The sequence below is a fragment of the Dyadobacter sp. 32 genome, from assembly GCF_902506755.1.
Lineage (GTDB): Bacteria > Bacteroidota > Bacteroidia > Cytophagales > Spirosomataceae > Dyadobacter.
The window spans coordinates 3,989,292-4,003,715 of the sequence record NZ_LR735258.1 but is presented as its reverse complement, the minus strand read 5'-3'; the positions used below and the strand labels follow the sequence as shown (position 1 = coordinate 4,003,715).

Sequence of the window (14,424 nt, the reverse complement as noted above, 5' to 3'; positions counted from 1 at the left end):
AATTTTTATCGTAAATTGTGCCCTCTAATATCCAAAACAATTTATGAACAAGATATTCCAAACCAAAGTACACCATTTTTCAAAACGCTTCAGCTTTTTGGCGTTTGCCCTTTTACTGACCTTTTTTTCAATTGAAAAAAATGCCTTCGCAGCGGCACCTATCGAAGGCCGGTGGGACATTACCGTTGATGTAAATGGAAAGCCTTCGCCGTCCTGGCTTGAAGTAAGGCATTCAGGAACCAAGACACTCGTTGGCCAATTTACAGGATTTTCAGGAAGTGCGCGCCCGATTTCAGTCGTTCATTTCAATGAAGGACGGTTTAGCTTTGCCATTCCACCTCAGTGGGAAAGAGGTGAAAGTGATCTTAAAGTGGAAGGCACACTCTCAGGCACCAAGCTGAGCGGAACCTTGACCACACCAGAAGGGAAAACATATAACTGGACAGGCGTTCGTGCCCCTTCTTTGCGCAGGCAAACCCCGCCCGTGTGGGGCAAACCCATCAAGCTTACCGGTGGAAATACCATGAAAGGGTGGCATGCAGAAGGGACGAATCAGTGGATTGCCGAAAATGGTATCCTGCGCAGCCCCAAATCCGGCGCTAACCTTGTGACGGATGAAAAATTCAATGATTTTAAGCTACACGTGGAATTCAGAATACCCAAAGGCAGTAACAGTGGAGTATACCTTCGCGGGCGCTACGAGGTACAAGTTACCGACAGCAAAGGGATGGAACCCGCACTGGATCAGATGGGTGCTGTTTATGGCTTTATACTGCCAAGCGAAATGGTTGCCAAAAATGCGGGAGAATGGAATACTTTCGATATCACGCTGATAGGCCGTATGCTGACGCTCGTGGCCAACGGAAAAACCGTCATCACCAACCAGGAAATTCCGGGTATCACGGGCGGAGCACTGGATAGCAATGAAGGTGAGCCAGGGCCGCTTTACATCCAGGGCGATCACGGGCCGGTGGAGTACCGCAACATTGTGATCACACCAGGGAAATAAAATCTGAAGTTACTTGATCAATGATAAATAAACGGATGAGCAGGCTGTCGAGATTTTTGACAGCCTGTTTGGTTATATCGCCTCCTATATGATAGCTAAGTGGCAATTGATCAATAATTTAACCATGTATCCGCGTGGTGGCCCCCATTTTTTGCCGGGCCTTCGGTACGTGATCGTTCGAGGAGAGTTCAGTCAATAAAGATTTATAAATTACCCCGGATAGGAGGATGATTTTAACTATTATCTTCTAAGAAGAACCCATAGAGCTAATAGCCAGTTGCCAACAGCTCATTGCGGGCCGCGTGGCTCTGGAACCAATTAAATGATACGGTAATAATCAGACACTCGTTTACTGGAAAATGCTTCCGTTTGTAACTAATTTTTGAATCTTTGCTGATACTTAACCCATAGGATTTTCAGAACCGCAGCAATGAAAACATACCAACTGCATAGCCTGGCAGGCAGAAAGAAATGGCAACTTGCCGTGGGTATTGTTTTGGTGTACCTCCCCATCCGGATCTATGTCAGCAACGTTCAGATTGACTGGGCGATGGTTCAGACAAAAGCGCCTTTATGGACGATCGAGTTTCTGGTGAACGTCGCTTTTTTTAGGGTTTGGATCATCATTGTAGAGAAAATAGGGTTTTTTTTTGAATGGATCGACGGCAGAATTACTGTGCAGCTTCCAGCGCGCCTGTTTGCTTTTTTATTCGGTGTAGGGATAGCCATCATGTTCAATTTCGCGTTCATTGGTATATGGATTGGCATGACTTCATTTTTCAAAACACAGTTCGACGTGATCATCACCCGAACACAGTTTGAAAGAAATCCTTACACCCGGGCGCAAAGAACAAAAGCAAATACCGGCCTTACCGTCATGGCCATGCTCGCCACTTTCTACATTGTATCCAATCGCAAAAATTTCCTGAAAGTTCAGCAGCTTTTGCTGGATGCCGAACAGCTGGAAAAAGAAAATTTAAAGGCCCAGCTTCTGGTTCTGAAAAATCAGGTGAATCCCCATTTTCTGTTCAATAATTTCAGTATTCTGACTTCCCTCATCGAATCGGATCCGAAAAAATCGATTATATTTTTAAACCGGCTTTCACAGTCGTACAGATACATACTTTCTCAGCCCGATTCCGAAAAGATCAGCCTCAAAGCGGAGCTTGAATTCATTGAAACCTATATTTTTCTGCTTAAATCGCGATTTGAGGAAAAGCTACAGGTCGCCATCGACATTCCCCGGACCCATTGCGAACGTTTTCAGATCGCTCCTTCCACATTACAGTTACTGATTGAAAATGCGGTTAAACACAACCGGATGTCGGATGAAGATCCACTGATCATATCCATTTTCGTTGAAAATGATTATCTCATCGTAAGTAACCCGATACAGCTTCGTCCTGTAACCGAAAATTCGACCGGCCTGGGGCTTTCTAATATCGTAAATCGATATAAACTATTGACAGATAAGGAAATAAGTATTGTTTCAAATGGGTATTTCACCATTAAAATCCCGCTTCTATCGTGAATATTTTGATTATTGAAGACGAAAACCAAACTGCTCAACGCCTTGGAAATCTCGTTCACGAATACGATTCTACCATCCGGATACTCGGTGTGTTTCCATCGGTACAAAAAACATTAGCCTATTTTTCCACACCAGGATTTACTCAGCCCGATCTGATATTTTTGGATATCCATCTGGAAGATGATTTGGGATTTCGAATTCTGGAACATCTGGATCTGGCGATTCCCGTGATTTTCACAACTGCACATTCTGAATACACCTTGAGGGCCTTCAAAAATTTCACAATCGATTACCTGTTGAAACCCATTGTTTTTGAGGATTTATGCTATGCACTGGACAAGTATAAGAAAATTGTACCCGGTTTGAAACCGCAGCCGGCGTCTTTAACAATTCCCGTAGTTTCGACTGAACCTATTGTTAAAGAGCGGTTTATGGTATCAATCGGTACGAAAATTCAAAGCATTTCTTCTGGTCAGATCGCCTATTTTTCATACGAACAAAAGGCTTCCTTTCTGACCACCACGGATGGTAGGCGCTTCTCTGTTGATTATAGCCTCGACAGGATCATGCAGCAAGTGGATTCCCGGCAATATTTTCGTGTGAACAGAGCATTTATTGCGTCCTTTTCTGCTATTACTTCCATTCATTCCTATTCAGCCGGTAAGCTCAAAGTGGAGCTGGACCCGGCGCCGGGCATCGACATATTTGTGAGCAGTGATCGTATTTCTCTATTCAAAGAATGGCTGGGTAAGTAACCAGTAGGAATTTCCCCTTTTTTTCGGCAGCTCAAATCCGGGATTCGACCGGAAAAAATCGACATCCACAATGTTTTTTTTGTCCGGCCTGTCAAATTTTTATTTCTTGGAAATAGCTTATTGGGACTAAAGTGTGTTGGTATGAAAAATATCTGGCCAAAGGAGTGGGGTATTACTGAACTTAAAAATGTTGCATCAGTAGCTACAGGCTGTTACTATCAGCAGCATGATTACGCCGATGAGCATTTGTACGAGGTGACTACGATTGACAAAATAACGGATACCGTTATCGCCCTGAATGCTCCTAAATATATGAGGATCACGGAAAGGGAAATAGCCAAATTCAGGCTAAAAAAGGGAGACATTATTCTCAGTCATCGTAATAGTGCGGGGCAGATAGGTAAATCTGTTGTTTTCGAATTGAGCAAAATGATAATCCACACCGACAAATTTATCCGGATCCGGGTAACCGAGGATTACGACAGTGGCTTTCTGAACTATGTATTAAAAAGGTCAAAGGATGCCGGATTGTTTGCCGAAATGGCGCGTCAAAATTCGCATACACTCCATATAACCTGCTCTCAGCTCAGGACTCTGGCCATACCGTCCCTGCCCATTTCCATGCAGCTGGAAATTATGGAAGATATTTCGGCTTATGAAGGTGAATCCCGGACGTCGTACATTTAGCACGTGTTGGGCAGTGCGGAAACCAGCCAGGTCATTTGTTGGTAGTTAAGAAATGATTCCTTATTTTCATTGCCTTCTTCTCTCAGAGGCCAGCCTGGAAGTGGGAAAGTTGTGGCTCACCTTGCTTGAAGCTGTAACTTTTTATTGTTTCCACCACAGGATTGTTAGTCTGCTATGATAAAAAACTTTTCTTCCAATTTCATATACCTGCTTCTACTAACGCTACTGGCCGCTGGATGCAACACTTCCCGATACGCCAAAACAGACAAGGTTTATAAAAAACTGGTGAAAGATTATGCCAAAGTCATTAAAGCTTCACCACCAGAGAATCAGCCGATTGATACCCTTGGAACGCAACAAGCACTTTGGGTTGGCTCGGTAAATCTGGGAATTCGCAGGCCCAATTTTGTGATTATACATCATACCGCCCAGGACTCCACCGCTCAGACCTTAAAAACATTTACCATGGCCAAGACGCAGGTCAGTGCGCACTATGTGATCGGCAGGGACGGGAAAGTTATTCAGATGGTGAACGACTATCTTCGTGCGCAGCATGCCGGAATATCCAAATGGGGCAACAACACCGACCTGAACTCGTCGTCACTGGGCATTGAGCTGGACAACAATGGCTTCGAGCCGTACCCGGATGTACAGATCGAAAGTCTTTGTGGTTTGCTGGCAACGCTGAAAAAGCGATATAGTATTCCCACAGCGAACTTCATCGGCCATGCCGACATCGCACCCACCCGAAAACCGGATCCAAGTAATTTTCCCTGGCAACTGCTTGCTGGCAAAGGTTTTGGGTTATGGTATGACCACTATTACCCGATGGCTCCCGCCGATTTTGATCCAGCCATTGCCCTTCGCATCATCGGGTATGATATCCGGAACCTCGACGCGGCGATCGTCGCCTTCAAGCGTCACTTCATTCAGTCCGATATTACCCCGGTACTAACGGATGGAGACAAGGCTGCTTTGTTTAATTTGTATAAAAAGTATTTGTGAGTTCATTGAAAAACGGATCTTCAATCACTGGTTGCAGGTTCTGTCCGGTTGTTTGCGGATATTGTAGTTGTCGTATCTGCGTAGGACGGAGTTTTGGCAAAGCATGATACTCATGGTCTGAGTCAAGATTTTAAAATCCAATAAATGTTGTTTTTAGGTCGTGTCATAATCCTGCCATTCTGGACGATTTAGCCATATCTTTACTGCACCGGAGTGCCAAATCTTGAATTATCTGAAGCCAGAAGGTTAATTTGGCATACACATCTCCTTTATATCATAATCATAATTCCTTGGCCTGATAACCGGTTTGCGCGTATTACTGCAGAATTACTAAACCCATAATGCATGAGAAAGATAAGAGTACTGACCACTCTTGGTTACATTTTGTTATTGCTGATTACTTTATCTGCCAGCGCCTTACGAGCGCAGAGCAAATCCGATGGAAAAACAGCCACCTTCAGCCCCAAAAATGGAGATCGTGTCGTTTTTCTGGGAAATTCACTTTTTGAGAATGATTTTCAATATGGCTATCTCGAATTAGCACTGACAACCCGCTTTGCCCACCGCGACCTCACATTCAGAAATCTCGGATGGACCGGTGACGATGTATGGGGGGACGCAAGAAGCACCTTTACCAATCCGCCTACGGCCTATCAGCATCTGATGCGGAATATTGCCGATGCCAAACCGAGCATTGTGTTGCTTGGCTACGGGGGTGTTGAAGCGCAGGAGGGTGAAGCAGGGCTGCCACGGTTCAGGGATGGATTAATTAAGCTTCTGGACAAAATTGATTCGCTTGGGGCAAAAACCATTCTGCTGTCGCCGATTCCAGTACTATCAGCTGATACAAGTATTGACGTAAGAAAGCGCAATGCAGACCTGGAACTTTATGCATCGGCAATAGCCAAAATAGCGGCGGACAGAGGAAAGCAGTTTATCGATATTTACAAACCCATTCAGGAGATCAGCACAAAAACGGCAATCATAGAAAATGGCGTGCATCTGAATGAGACAGGCTATTATTACCTGGCAACGATCCTCGAAAAAGGTATGGGTCTTACGTCACAACCACAAAATACGTCGGTTCATATTTCCAGGCAAGGCACAAGTGTTTCAGGGCAGGGCAAGGTGCTGGCGTCGGAGAAGGGTGATGTGAAATTTACCGTTACTGAAAATTATCTTCCGCTTCCCATACCCAGAGAAGTCTCCTCAGCCAATGATCAGGCTCATATCCTGAAATTTACAGGATTGAAAAAAGGTTTTTATACGCTTACGGCGAATGACAGTCAGATCATTACTGCTTCCGTTGCCGATTGGGAAAAGGGAATTGAGATCAGGAAGGGCCCTTCTTTTGACAGAGCGGCACAGATACGTGAAATGATTCAGAAAAAAAATGACCTGCATTTTTTTCAGTACCGCCCTATGAATGAAACCTATATTATCGGATTCAGGTCGTACGAACAAGGACGTCATGTGAAGGGACTGGAAGAGCAAAACATCCTGATCACCTGGCTAGAAGGACAAATCGCCCTGAAAAAAAAGCCAAAGGAAATAATCTACACCCTTTCAGCTGTTGGTAAATAGCTCGACAACCTTAAATAGAACACCTAAGATTTTACAAGCAACACAAAGCTAACAGCGGTCCGCCGCGCGCCAACAGCTGGTAGCTCTCAGCTAAAAAAACATGAAAGCATTAAAATTATTCTACGGAATCCTCATTCTACCCATGATTCTGATCATGACCTCTTCTGTAAAACAGGATAACAGGAAGGAAGATCCGGATCCGGATGTGCAGAAAGAACTGGCCTCTTTCAAAGTAGCCGATGGTTTTGAGGTTACACTCTGGGCCCAGGAGCCTCTGGTAGCCAAGCCTATACAAATGAACTGGGATGCCGACGGGCGTCTTTGGGTGGTGAGCAGCAAGGCCTATCCACACCTCAAAACGGGTGAAGAAGCCAACGATAAGATTTTTGTACTCGAAGATACCGATGGTGACGGGAAGGCCGACAAAACCACCATTTTTGCGGAGGGTTTATTTACACCGACCGGTATCCTGCCTGGTGATGGTGGCGTGTATGTAGCCAACTCAACGGAAATTCTGCATTTTGCAGATACAGATGGAGATGGAAAGGCCGACAAAAAAAGAAGAATTCTGAACGGTTTTGGAACCGGCGATGCGCATCACCTCATTCATACTTTCCGCTGGGGACCAGAAGGACATTTGTACTTCAACCAGTCTATTTACATTTATAGCCATGTCGAAACGCCCCAAGGAATCAAGCGGCTCGAGGGCGGTGGTGTATGGCGTTTGAATCCCAAAACACTTGATATGGATGTGTATGCCAAAGGCGGCATCAATCCATGGGGCCTACAGTTTGACCGCTGGGGACAATCATTCCTCACCGATGGTGCTGGTGGTGAGGGGATCAATTACGTCTTTCCTGGCGCCACACTTGTGACTGCTCCGGGTGCCGAACGGATTATCCGTGGACTCAATCCCGGGCAACCTAAGCACAGCGGGCTGGATGTGACGTCGGGCCGCCATTTGCCCGAATCATGGAAAGGAAGTGTGATCACCAATGATTTTCGTGCCAACCGAATCAACAGGTTCAAGCTGGAAGAACAGGGAAGCGGATATGCATCCAAGCAGGTTGAAGACTTAATGTGGACAGATAATGTGGCATTTCGTCCGGTTGATATCACCATAGGTCCTGATGGCGCCATTTACGTGGCCGACTGGTATAATCCGATCATTCAGCATGGGGAAGTGGATTTTTATGATCCCCGGCGTGACCAGCAGCATGGCCGCATCTGGCGGATTACAGCCAAAGGCCGCCCGTTGGTGAAGGTACCGAAGCTGAGCAAGGCGCCTGTAAACGAGCTATTGGAAACGCTTAAGCTTCCGGAAGACTGGACACGTCAGCAGGCCAGACAGGTGCTGAAAGAACGTGGTGCCAAGGAAGTGATTCCGGCACTGACTGCCTGGATAAAAGGTTTGGATAAAAAAGATAAGGATTACGAGCACCATTTACTGGAAGCACTATGGGTATATCAGGCGCTTGATACGGTGAATGAACCGTTGCTGCTTAGTCTTATCAACGCAGAAAGCCACAATGCGCGTGCGGCGGGTTTACGTGCGCTCGGTTTTTGGCATCATAAAATTTCTAATGTACCGGCATTGCTCGCGAAAGCAGCAACAGATAAGCATGCCCAGGTTCGCCTCGAGGCGGTAATTGCGCTACGGAAAACCAAAACGGCGGAATCGGCCAGGGCTGCATTGGCGGTACTCGATTTCCAGATGGATGAATTTCTGGATTTTGCCCTTTGGCAAACCACGCGTGAACTGGAACCGGTATGGATGGCCCGTCTGAAATCAACTCCGGATTTCTTTGGTAGTATGGAAAAGACGGCCTATGCATTGAAATCTTCTGCGAATCCGGATGCCATCTCGCAGTTGGCAAAAATGTATCAGAAAGGACAAGTGCCGGACAGCTATCAAAAGGATGCCCTCAATGCAATTGCCAAATTGGGCAAGCCCCAGGAACTGAACATGATTCTGGATATGGCCGTGGCTGGCAGAGACAAAAACGTAGGGGCTCAGTTGGAAGCGCTTGAGACGGCGGCGCGTCAGAGAAACGTGAGGCCGGATTCTGACCTTGGTCGTATATCGGCCTTTATTTCCAGCGACGATGAGGCCGTTGCTGCAAGTGCCATCAGGCTGATCGGCTATTGGAAGCTGGAGGCTTCGAATAGCACACTGGTTAATCTTGCCCAGAAAGGAAACAAGAGTACCAAAAAAGCAGCGTTAACAGCCATTGCATTGATGGATAAAGCACGTGCGCAACAACAGTTAACAGAGATGACGGGTGCGAAAAATTCCCCAGAACTTCGTGCACTGGCTACGGCGCAACTCATTTCTATTAATTTGCCGGAAGCAGCGCGTATTGCAACCGGGCTTTTCGCGAGCCTGCCCGAGCCCGATGCAAACGAACTATTTAGCGAATTTTTGAAGGTGCGCCCGGGTGCAAAGGCGATTGGTATCGAACTGATGACCAAACGAATACCTGAAAATGTAGCAAAAGCGGCACGTCAGGCTGTACAGCGCCAATATTCGCAAAACAGGCAAAAGGATGAAGATGTAAAATTGCTCAAAAAAGCGCTGGAAGCCTCCGGTGGAACCTTGCCTGCTGAGCGTATGCCTCAGGAACTAAACAATACCGAAATAGCAAGTCTGGCAAAAACGGTGATCTCCTCTGCTGATGCAGAACGCGGTGAAACTATTTTCCGGAAAAGTGCCCTCACCTGTATGACTTGTCACGCCATCGGTGGGGCAGGTGGCCGTATCGGGCCCGATTTAAGCAGTCTTGGTACCAGCTCTCCGGTCGAAACCATTATTCGGTCCATTGTAAACCCCACTTTTTCAATCAAGGAGGGTTTTGAATTACAACGTGTAGCGAAGAAAGACGGTAGTGAGATGATGGGATACCTGGTAAGCAATGGCAACTCGGAAATAGTGATGCGTGATGTTACAGGGCACGAGGTGGCAGTCCCGAAAAGCCAGATCAGTGTACTCGAAAAAGTACCAGGCTCATTAATGCCTCCGGGACTGACGGCCAGTCTGGACAAAGAAGACTTCGTTAACCTGATCGGTTTCCTTTCCAAGCTGGGTGAATCAGGGAAGTTTCGGGTGCCTAACACGCGATTCATACGTCGCTGGAACGCGGTAGAAGAAAGTAAGGATTTGACCAAAAAAGTAACTGCCGAAGGTGTGGCTTACGTGGTGAAGGATAAAGCTAAAATCGCCTTACAGCCTGCATACAGCAAGGTTGCCGGTGATCTGCCGATGGAGGAGCTTCCTGTAATTCAGGCAGGAGCAAGTAAAAAATACAGTTTTGTGAAATTTGAAATCGAGGTGCTGAGCAAAGGTTTGGTCAATCTCTCCTTCAACGACACCGCAGGATTAACAGCCTGGGTGGGAGGAAAGCCCTTGAAGTTGATGGATGGTGGAGCCTCTGCCGACCTGCCTGTGGGTATACAAGTGATTACCCTCGCTGTGGACCGCGAAGCATTCAAGCCCCAGGCGCTTCAGGTGCAATTGGTGGATGGGGCAAGCGGAGCGGCCCAGACGAGGCTGGTGATGGGGAAGTAGGGCAATTGAGAATTGAGAATTAAGAACGGGAGGTTTGCTGGAGCGGCGGACTTCCCGTTTTGGTTTTGGACAGTTAAATAACCAGACAATATCCTATAATTCCTTTTTTAGACATTGTCTGGTCATTTTCTGCGAACCTCAACGCTGCTGATAAGCCGTTGCGAAATCTTTTGCGAAATCTTCCAGCTTGTAATTTCCCAAAACCGCTGGCCGGTTTTTCCAGTAGTCGGCCTGCAACCTGCCACTGCGGATTGCCTGGCCCATTTGCACATACAATTCTGCAAAACCAGGATTCAGTCCTGCATCCAGCATGCCCTTTCTGGACTCGTCATCGGTAAAGGTGACCCAGGGCGTATGCTCTTTGCCCACAGCATTACCCAAAATGGCGGCGATTTCCTTCGGATGGCGTTCGTCCCCGCCGATATAGGAAACGCTGGTTCCCGTAAAGCTCAGATCCAGGAGTTGCTTGGATGCTTCTATGGCAATGTCGCGGGTGTCGACCAGCACCAATTTTTCATCCGAATCGCCAAAGTTGCTTCCTGTGATTCCTGCATGCTTAAGTAAACCCGCCTGGCTATACAGGTTCGCAAAAAAGTAGGACGGCCGTAGAAATTTTGTATGCACATTCTGAAGCGCGAGCAATTTTTCCTCCAGATAACCCAGCCCATCGATAGGGCCGGTACCGGTTCTCAGATCTGCACCAATGCTGCTTAACAATACCACATGAGTGATGGAGCTTGTTTTAATCGCCTGTACATAATTGTCCGCAACATCGCGCTGCATTTTGGGATAATCAGTTACCGAAAAGTCACTGGGCACCATGAGGTAAGCGACATCTGCATTCTTGAATACTTCGGAGATAAAAGCAGCATCGGTAGCAGATCCGATAGCGGCTGTCGCACCCAGAGTTTCTATTTCCGATTTCCTGTCCTGTTTGCTACTGATTACGGTGACGTCATGCCCGGCTGCGACCAGATTTTTGGTAACCGGTAAGCTGATATGTCCCAACGATCCTGTGATGATATATTTCATAGTTAATTATTGATTAATGAAAATGCAAAGCTATATTTGTACTTACTTTTATACAAGTACTTACCCCAAAGTGCGTATATATGACAAAAGTTAAGGAAAGCTCAACCTACCACGCCAACCGGGATATCGTGTTGAAGACCTGCCCGGTTACCTATGTGATGAATAAAATAGGCGGGCATTGGAAGCCGATTATTTTGTATCATCTCCTATCCGGCAGTAAACGGTATAGCGAGATCAAACGGGAAATGCCGCATATCACCGAAAAAATGCTGATACAGCATCTCAAACAACTCGAAGCGGACCGTTTACTGATTCGGGAAGCAAAGCCGGTTGTGCCACCTTATGTGACTTATACGCTGACAGAATCCGGCAGAGAGCTGGATGCCGTTATCAAAGAAATGGCTAAGTGGGCTATCAAAGACATGGAACGGAATCCAGAAGCAAATGTGGGTGCCTTGTAGGAGGAAGAGGTTAATGGTAAACCCACCTGGCGTGAATGCGTGCGTATTTTGTTCCCAGAGGGTGCCTGAAAGTATTATTATGCAGTACTAGGGTAGTCGTTAAAACATATTGACTCATCCCGTCCAATGGTAAACAGATCCTGCTTTTTAATTTTTATAGTATATGCTATTACAGTATTTTGTTGTAATTATTCCTTGTCTCAGGGGTTAGCAAACGATGTACGGCATGTCAAGGTTTATCATGAAAAAGGACGTTATGCCGGATGGCCCGCTAATCATGGGATCTGGATCTGGGGCAATGAAATCCTGACGGGATTCTCACAGGGCTACCACAAGGACATGGGAAACCGGCACAACATTGATAGGGAAAAAACGGTTCTTCAGGTATTGGCCAGAAGCAGGGACGGCGGGGAAAACTGGGTAGTGGAGGATCCCGGAAAGAAGGGCCTGGCTTCCTACACATCCTTTGGCTTGCAGAGGACAGATGTGAAGACTGCTCCGGCAACTCCGCTTCCTGCCAAAATTAATTTCAGACATCCTGATTTTGCGCTGACTGTCCGTATGGGAAAGGATGATCATTCTGCTTTCTGGTATTCCTACAACAAGGGTTTAGACTGGAAGGGGCCCTACTCCTTGACCGATTTTGGTACATCCGGCACCATGGCACGCACTGATTACATTGTGGACGGCGAAAATGAAGTGATGCTGTTCCTGACAGCACAGAAAAAGAATGGCAAAGAAGGCCGTGTGATGTGTGTGAAAACCGTTGATGGAGGTAAGAATTGGCGTTTTGTTTCCTGGATCGGTGAGGAGCCTGCGGGCTACGCAATCATGCCGGCGTCTGTTCGCCTTTCAAAAAATGAATTACTTGTTACCATGAGGATCAAAGAAGGGGAGGTCAGCTACATTGGGTCGTATTATTCGGCAGACAATGGCCTCAGCTGGACATATCGCGGGAAAGCCGTGGATGACACAGGTGTAGGAAATCCCCCTGCCATGGTAAAGATGAAAGACGGCCGCATCTGCCTGATTTATGGTTTTCGCTCGGATCCGGGCAGCGGTACCACCAGCGACATTCGAGCCCGGATCAGCCCGGATGAGGGCAAAACCTGGGGAAATGATTACGTGCTTCGAAACGATGGCTCGGGAAGGGATGTAGGCTACCCGCGTGTGGTGGAACGCCCGGATGGGAAAATTGTGGCTGTATATTATTTCATGGATAAGCAAACAGGGCCTGAACGCTATATCGGCGCCTCTATCTGGACTCCCCCTGCGGCAAAGTAATTACCCTGTGCCACCATTGAAGATTCCTGAAATCTGGCTTCTCAGGGATTGTGATCCTTCATGCCGTGAACGGGCAAGCCCCTGCCGGATAGTAAGTAAATCCGCCGGTTGGTCGGCCTTTATAGTAAACTGTGAAGCGGTCGGATTGCTGGCAATCTTTGTGCCCGCAGTTGATCTGCTATTTCACCATTTCAATTTGACAAAAATATGTTAAGGAAAACTTTAACCCTGCTGTTCGCAGTAGCCACTGTAGTCTGTGCGAATGCGCAGCAATTCAAAGCATTGCTGTTTACCAAAACGGCTGGTTTTCACCATACCTCCATTCACGAAGGCGTGGCCGGCGTTAGAAATCTGGCTGCGAGGCACAATTTTACAGTGGACTGGCAGGAAGATCCGTCGGTATTTAGCGAACAACGGCTTAAAAACTTCGATGTGGTAATTTTTCTGAACACCACCGGCGATATCCTAAATGCAGAACAGCAGACGGCTTTTGAAAAATACATCCAATCCGGCAAAGGATGGGTAGGTATCCATGCCGCTGCGGATACGGAATATGACTGGCCCTGGTATACCAAAATGGTCGGTATGATGTTCCATACGCACCCTGCCCAACAAACGGCCTACCTGGATGTGGTCGACAGTAATTTTCCCGGCCTGGAACGATTCCCGAAACGTATGCTCTGGACCGACGAGTGGTACGAATACCAGAAGCCCTACAAATCCAACGATTTGAAATTCCTGATCACGCTTGACGAAAAAACCTATAGCGCCAAGACGAGTAAAGGCAACGGCATGGGTGACATACACCCGATTGCATGGTATCATCCCTACGATGGTGGTCGTGCATTTTACACCGGTCTCGGGCACATTGGGTTGGTGTATTCCGACCAGTTCTTTCTGGATCACCTTTACGGCGGTATTTACTGGGCGGCTACGGGGAAGGGAGTGAAGTAGGCTTGGAAACGTACTTCCTGATCAGGAGCAACTTCCTAATTTATTTAAGAAAAGGTGCTAACTAATAAACCTTAACACAATGGAAATCCTGGCAAAAATCCTTGTTGGCTTAGTGGCCATCGAACACCTTTACATCTTATACATCGAAATGTTTGCCTGGGAGACCAAAGGTAAAGAAACTTTCAAAGGATCGCTGGCGCCGGAGCTTTTTAAGCCTACCAAAACGTTAGCCGCCAACCAGGGTCTTTACAACGGCTTCCTCGCTGCAGGGTTAATCTGGACCTTTTTCATTCAGGATCATCACTGGTCTTTCTACATCGCCATTTTCTTCCTGACCTGTATCATTGTGGCAGGTGTTTATGGCGCAGTTACTGCGAGCAAAAAGATATTTTTTATACAAGCTTTGCCGGCAATTGTGGCGCTGGTGGTGTTGCATCTGAGGTAAAATCAACGGTTGGATTGGTGTTAATGTGCTGATGTCAGGCTATGTATCTCGGGGTGCTTGTATGGAAAGGAATGGTGCTTTAAATTGATGCGATGCGCAATTCAGATTAACG

12 protein-coding genes are annotated in these 14,424 nt (G+C 46.9%); 11 read left to right on the top strand and 1 reads right to left on the bottom strand.

What is annotated here, in order from left to right:
- Positions 1-43: 43 nt before the first annotated feature.
- From DYADSP32_RS16180 to DYADSP32_RS16150, 7 genes are all read left to right on the top strand, one after another.
- Positions 44-1,009: a DUF1080 domain-containing protein gene (locus DYADSP32_RS16180; protein ID WP_149241766.1), complete on the top strand. Its 966-nt coding sequence runs from the start codon at positions 44-46 to the stop codon at positions 1,007-1,009.
- Positions 1,010-1,439: 430 nt separating this feature from the next.
- Entirely contained in the window at positions 1,440-2,540 is a 1,101-nt protein-coding gene (locus DYADSP32_RS16175) for a histidine kinase (RefSeq protein ID WP_149241767.1), read from the top strand.
- The gene (locus DYADSP32_RS16170) at positions 2,537-3,295 is read left to right on the top strand and encodes a LytR/AlgR family response regulator transcription factor (RefSeq protein WP_149241768.1); all 759 of its coding nucleotides are present in this window, start codon (positions 2,537-2,539) and stop codon (positions 3,293-3,295) included. The genes DYADSP32_RS16175 and DYADSP32_RS16170 overlap by 4 nt, the downstream gene beginning before the upstream one ends.
- Positions 3,296-3,436: 141 nt before the next feature.
- Positions 3,437-3,982: a restriction endonuclease subunit S gene (locus DYADSP32_RS16165; protein ID WP_149241769.1), complete on the top strand. Its 546-nt coding sequence runs from the start codon at positions 3,437-3,439 to the stop codon at positions 3,980-3,982.
- Between the two features lie 174 nt (positions 3,983-4,156).
- Entirely contained in the window at positions 4,157-4,987 is an 831-nt protein-coding gene (locus DYADSP32_RS16160) for an N-acetylmuramoyl-L-alanine amidase (protein ID WP_149241770.1), read from the top strand.
- 345 nt (positions 4,988-5,332) lie between these two features.
- Positions 5,333-6,571: a GDSL-type esterase/lipase family protein gene (locus tag DYADSP32_RS16155; protein WP_149241771.1), complete on the top strand. Its 1,239-nt coding sequence runs from the start codon at positions 5,333-5,335 to the stop codon at positions 6,569-6,571.
- A 100-nt stretch (positions 6,572-6,671) separates the two neighbouring features.
- Positions 6,672-10,136, top strand: a complete 3,465-nt coding sequence (locus tag DYADSP32_RS16150; protein WP_149241772.1) for a PVC-type heme-binding CxxCH protein — start codon at positions 6,672-6,674, stop codon at positions 10,134-10,136.
- A gap of 138 nt (positions 10,137-10,274) precedes the next feature.
- Here the strand turns inward: DYADSP32_RS16150 and DYADSP32_RS16145 are convergent, their stop codons facing one another.
- Positions 10,275-11,168: an NAD(P)H-binding protein gene (locus tag DYADSP32_RS16145; protein ID WP_149241773.1), complete on the bottom strand. Its 894-nt coding sequence runs from the start codon at positions 11,166-11,168 to the stop codon at positions 10,275-10,277.
- 80 nt (positions 11,169-11,248) lie between these two features.
- Between DYADSP32_RS16145 and DYADSP32_RS16140 the strand changes: the two genes are divergently transcribed.
- The 4 genes from DYADSP32_RS16140 (at position 11,249) to DYADSP32_RS16125 (ending at position 14,312) form a co-directional block, all read left to right on the top strand.
- Entirely contained in the window at positions 11,249-11,629 is a 381-nt protein-coding gene (locus tag DYADSP32_RS16140) for a winged helix-turn-helix transcriptional regulator (RefSeq protein WP_149241774.1), read from the top strand.
- Positions 11,630-11,824: 195 nt separating this feature from the next.
- Positions 11,825-12,913: an exo-alpha-sialidase gene (locus tag DYADSP32_RS16135; protein ID WP_414617829.1), complete on the top strand. Its 1,089-nt coding sequence runs from the start codon at positions 11,825-11,827 to the stop codon at positions 12,911-12,913.
- A 207-nt stretch (positions 12,914-13,120) separates the two neighbouring features.
- A complete protein-coding gene (locus tag DYADSP32_RS16130) occupies positions 13,121-13,867 on the top strand; it encodes a ThuA domain-containing protein (RefSeq protein WP_149241776.1) in 747 nt (248 codons plus the stop codon).
- A 79-nt stretch (positions 13,868-13,946) separates the two neighbouring features.
- Positions 13,947-14,312: a DUF1304 domain-containing protein gene (locus tag DYADSP32_RS16125; RefSeq protein ID WP_149241777.1), complete on the top strand. Its 366-nt coding sequence runs from the start codon at positions 13,947-13,949 to the stop codon at positions 14,310-14,312.
- The last annotated feature ends 112 nt before the right edge of the window (positions 14,313-14,424 follow it).

What these genes read in the sequence shown, in the direction of transcription:
- DYADSP32_RS16180 (WP_149241766.1), top strand. Translation starts at nt 44, where the DNA reads ATGAACAAGATATTCCAAACCAAAGTACACCATTTTTCAAAACGCTTC.
- DYADSP32_RS16175 (WP_149241767.1), top strand. Translation starts at nt 1,440, where the DNA reads ATGAAAACATACCAACTGCATAGCCTGGCAGGCAGAAAGAAATGGCAA.
- DYADSP32_RS16165 (WP_149241769.1), top strand. Translation starts at nt 3,437, where the DNA reads ATGAAAAATATCTGGCCAAAGGAGTGGGGTATTACTGAACTTAAAAAT.
- DYADSP32_RS16160 (WP_149241770.1), top strand. Translation starts at nt 4,157, where the DNA reads ATGATAAAAAACTTTTCTTCCAATTTCATATACCTGCTTCTACTAACG.
- DYADSP32_RS16155 (WP_149241771.1), top strand. Translation starts at nt 5,333, where the DNA reads ATGAGAAAGATAAGAGTACTGACCACTCTTGGTTACATTTTGTTATTG.
- DYADSP32_RS16150 (WP_149241772.1), top strand. Translation starts at nt 6,672, where the DNA reads ATGAAAGCATTAAAATTATTCTACGGAATCCTCATTCTACCCATGATT.
- DYADSP32_RS16145 (WP_149241773.1), bottom strand. Translation starts at nt 11,168, where the DNA reads ATGAAATATATCATCACAGGATCGTTGGGACATATCAGCTTACCGGTT.
- DYADSP32_RS16140 (WP_149241774.1), top strand. Translation starts at nt 11,249, where the DNA reads ATGACAAAAGTTAAGGAAAGCTCAACCTACCACGCCAACCGGGATATC.
- DYADSP32_RS16130 (WP_149241776.1), top strand. Translation starts at nt 13,121, where the DNA reads ATGTTAAGGAAAACTTTAACCCTGCTGTTCGCAGTAGCCACTGTAGTC.
- DYADSP32_RS16125 (WP_149241777.1), top strand. Translation starts at nt 13,947, where the DNA reads ATGGAAATCCTGGCAAAAATCCTTGTTGGCTTAGTGGCCATCGAACAC.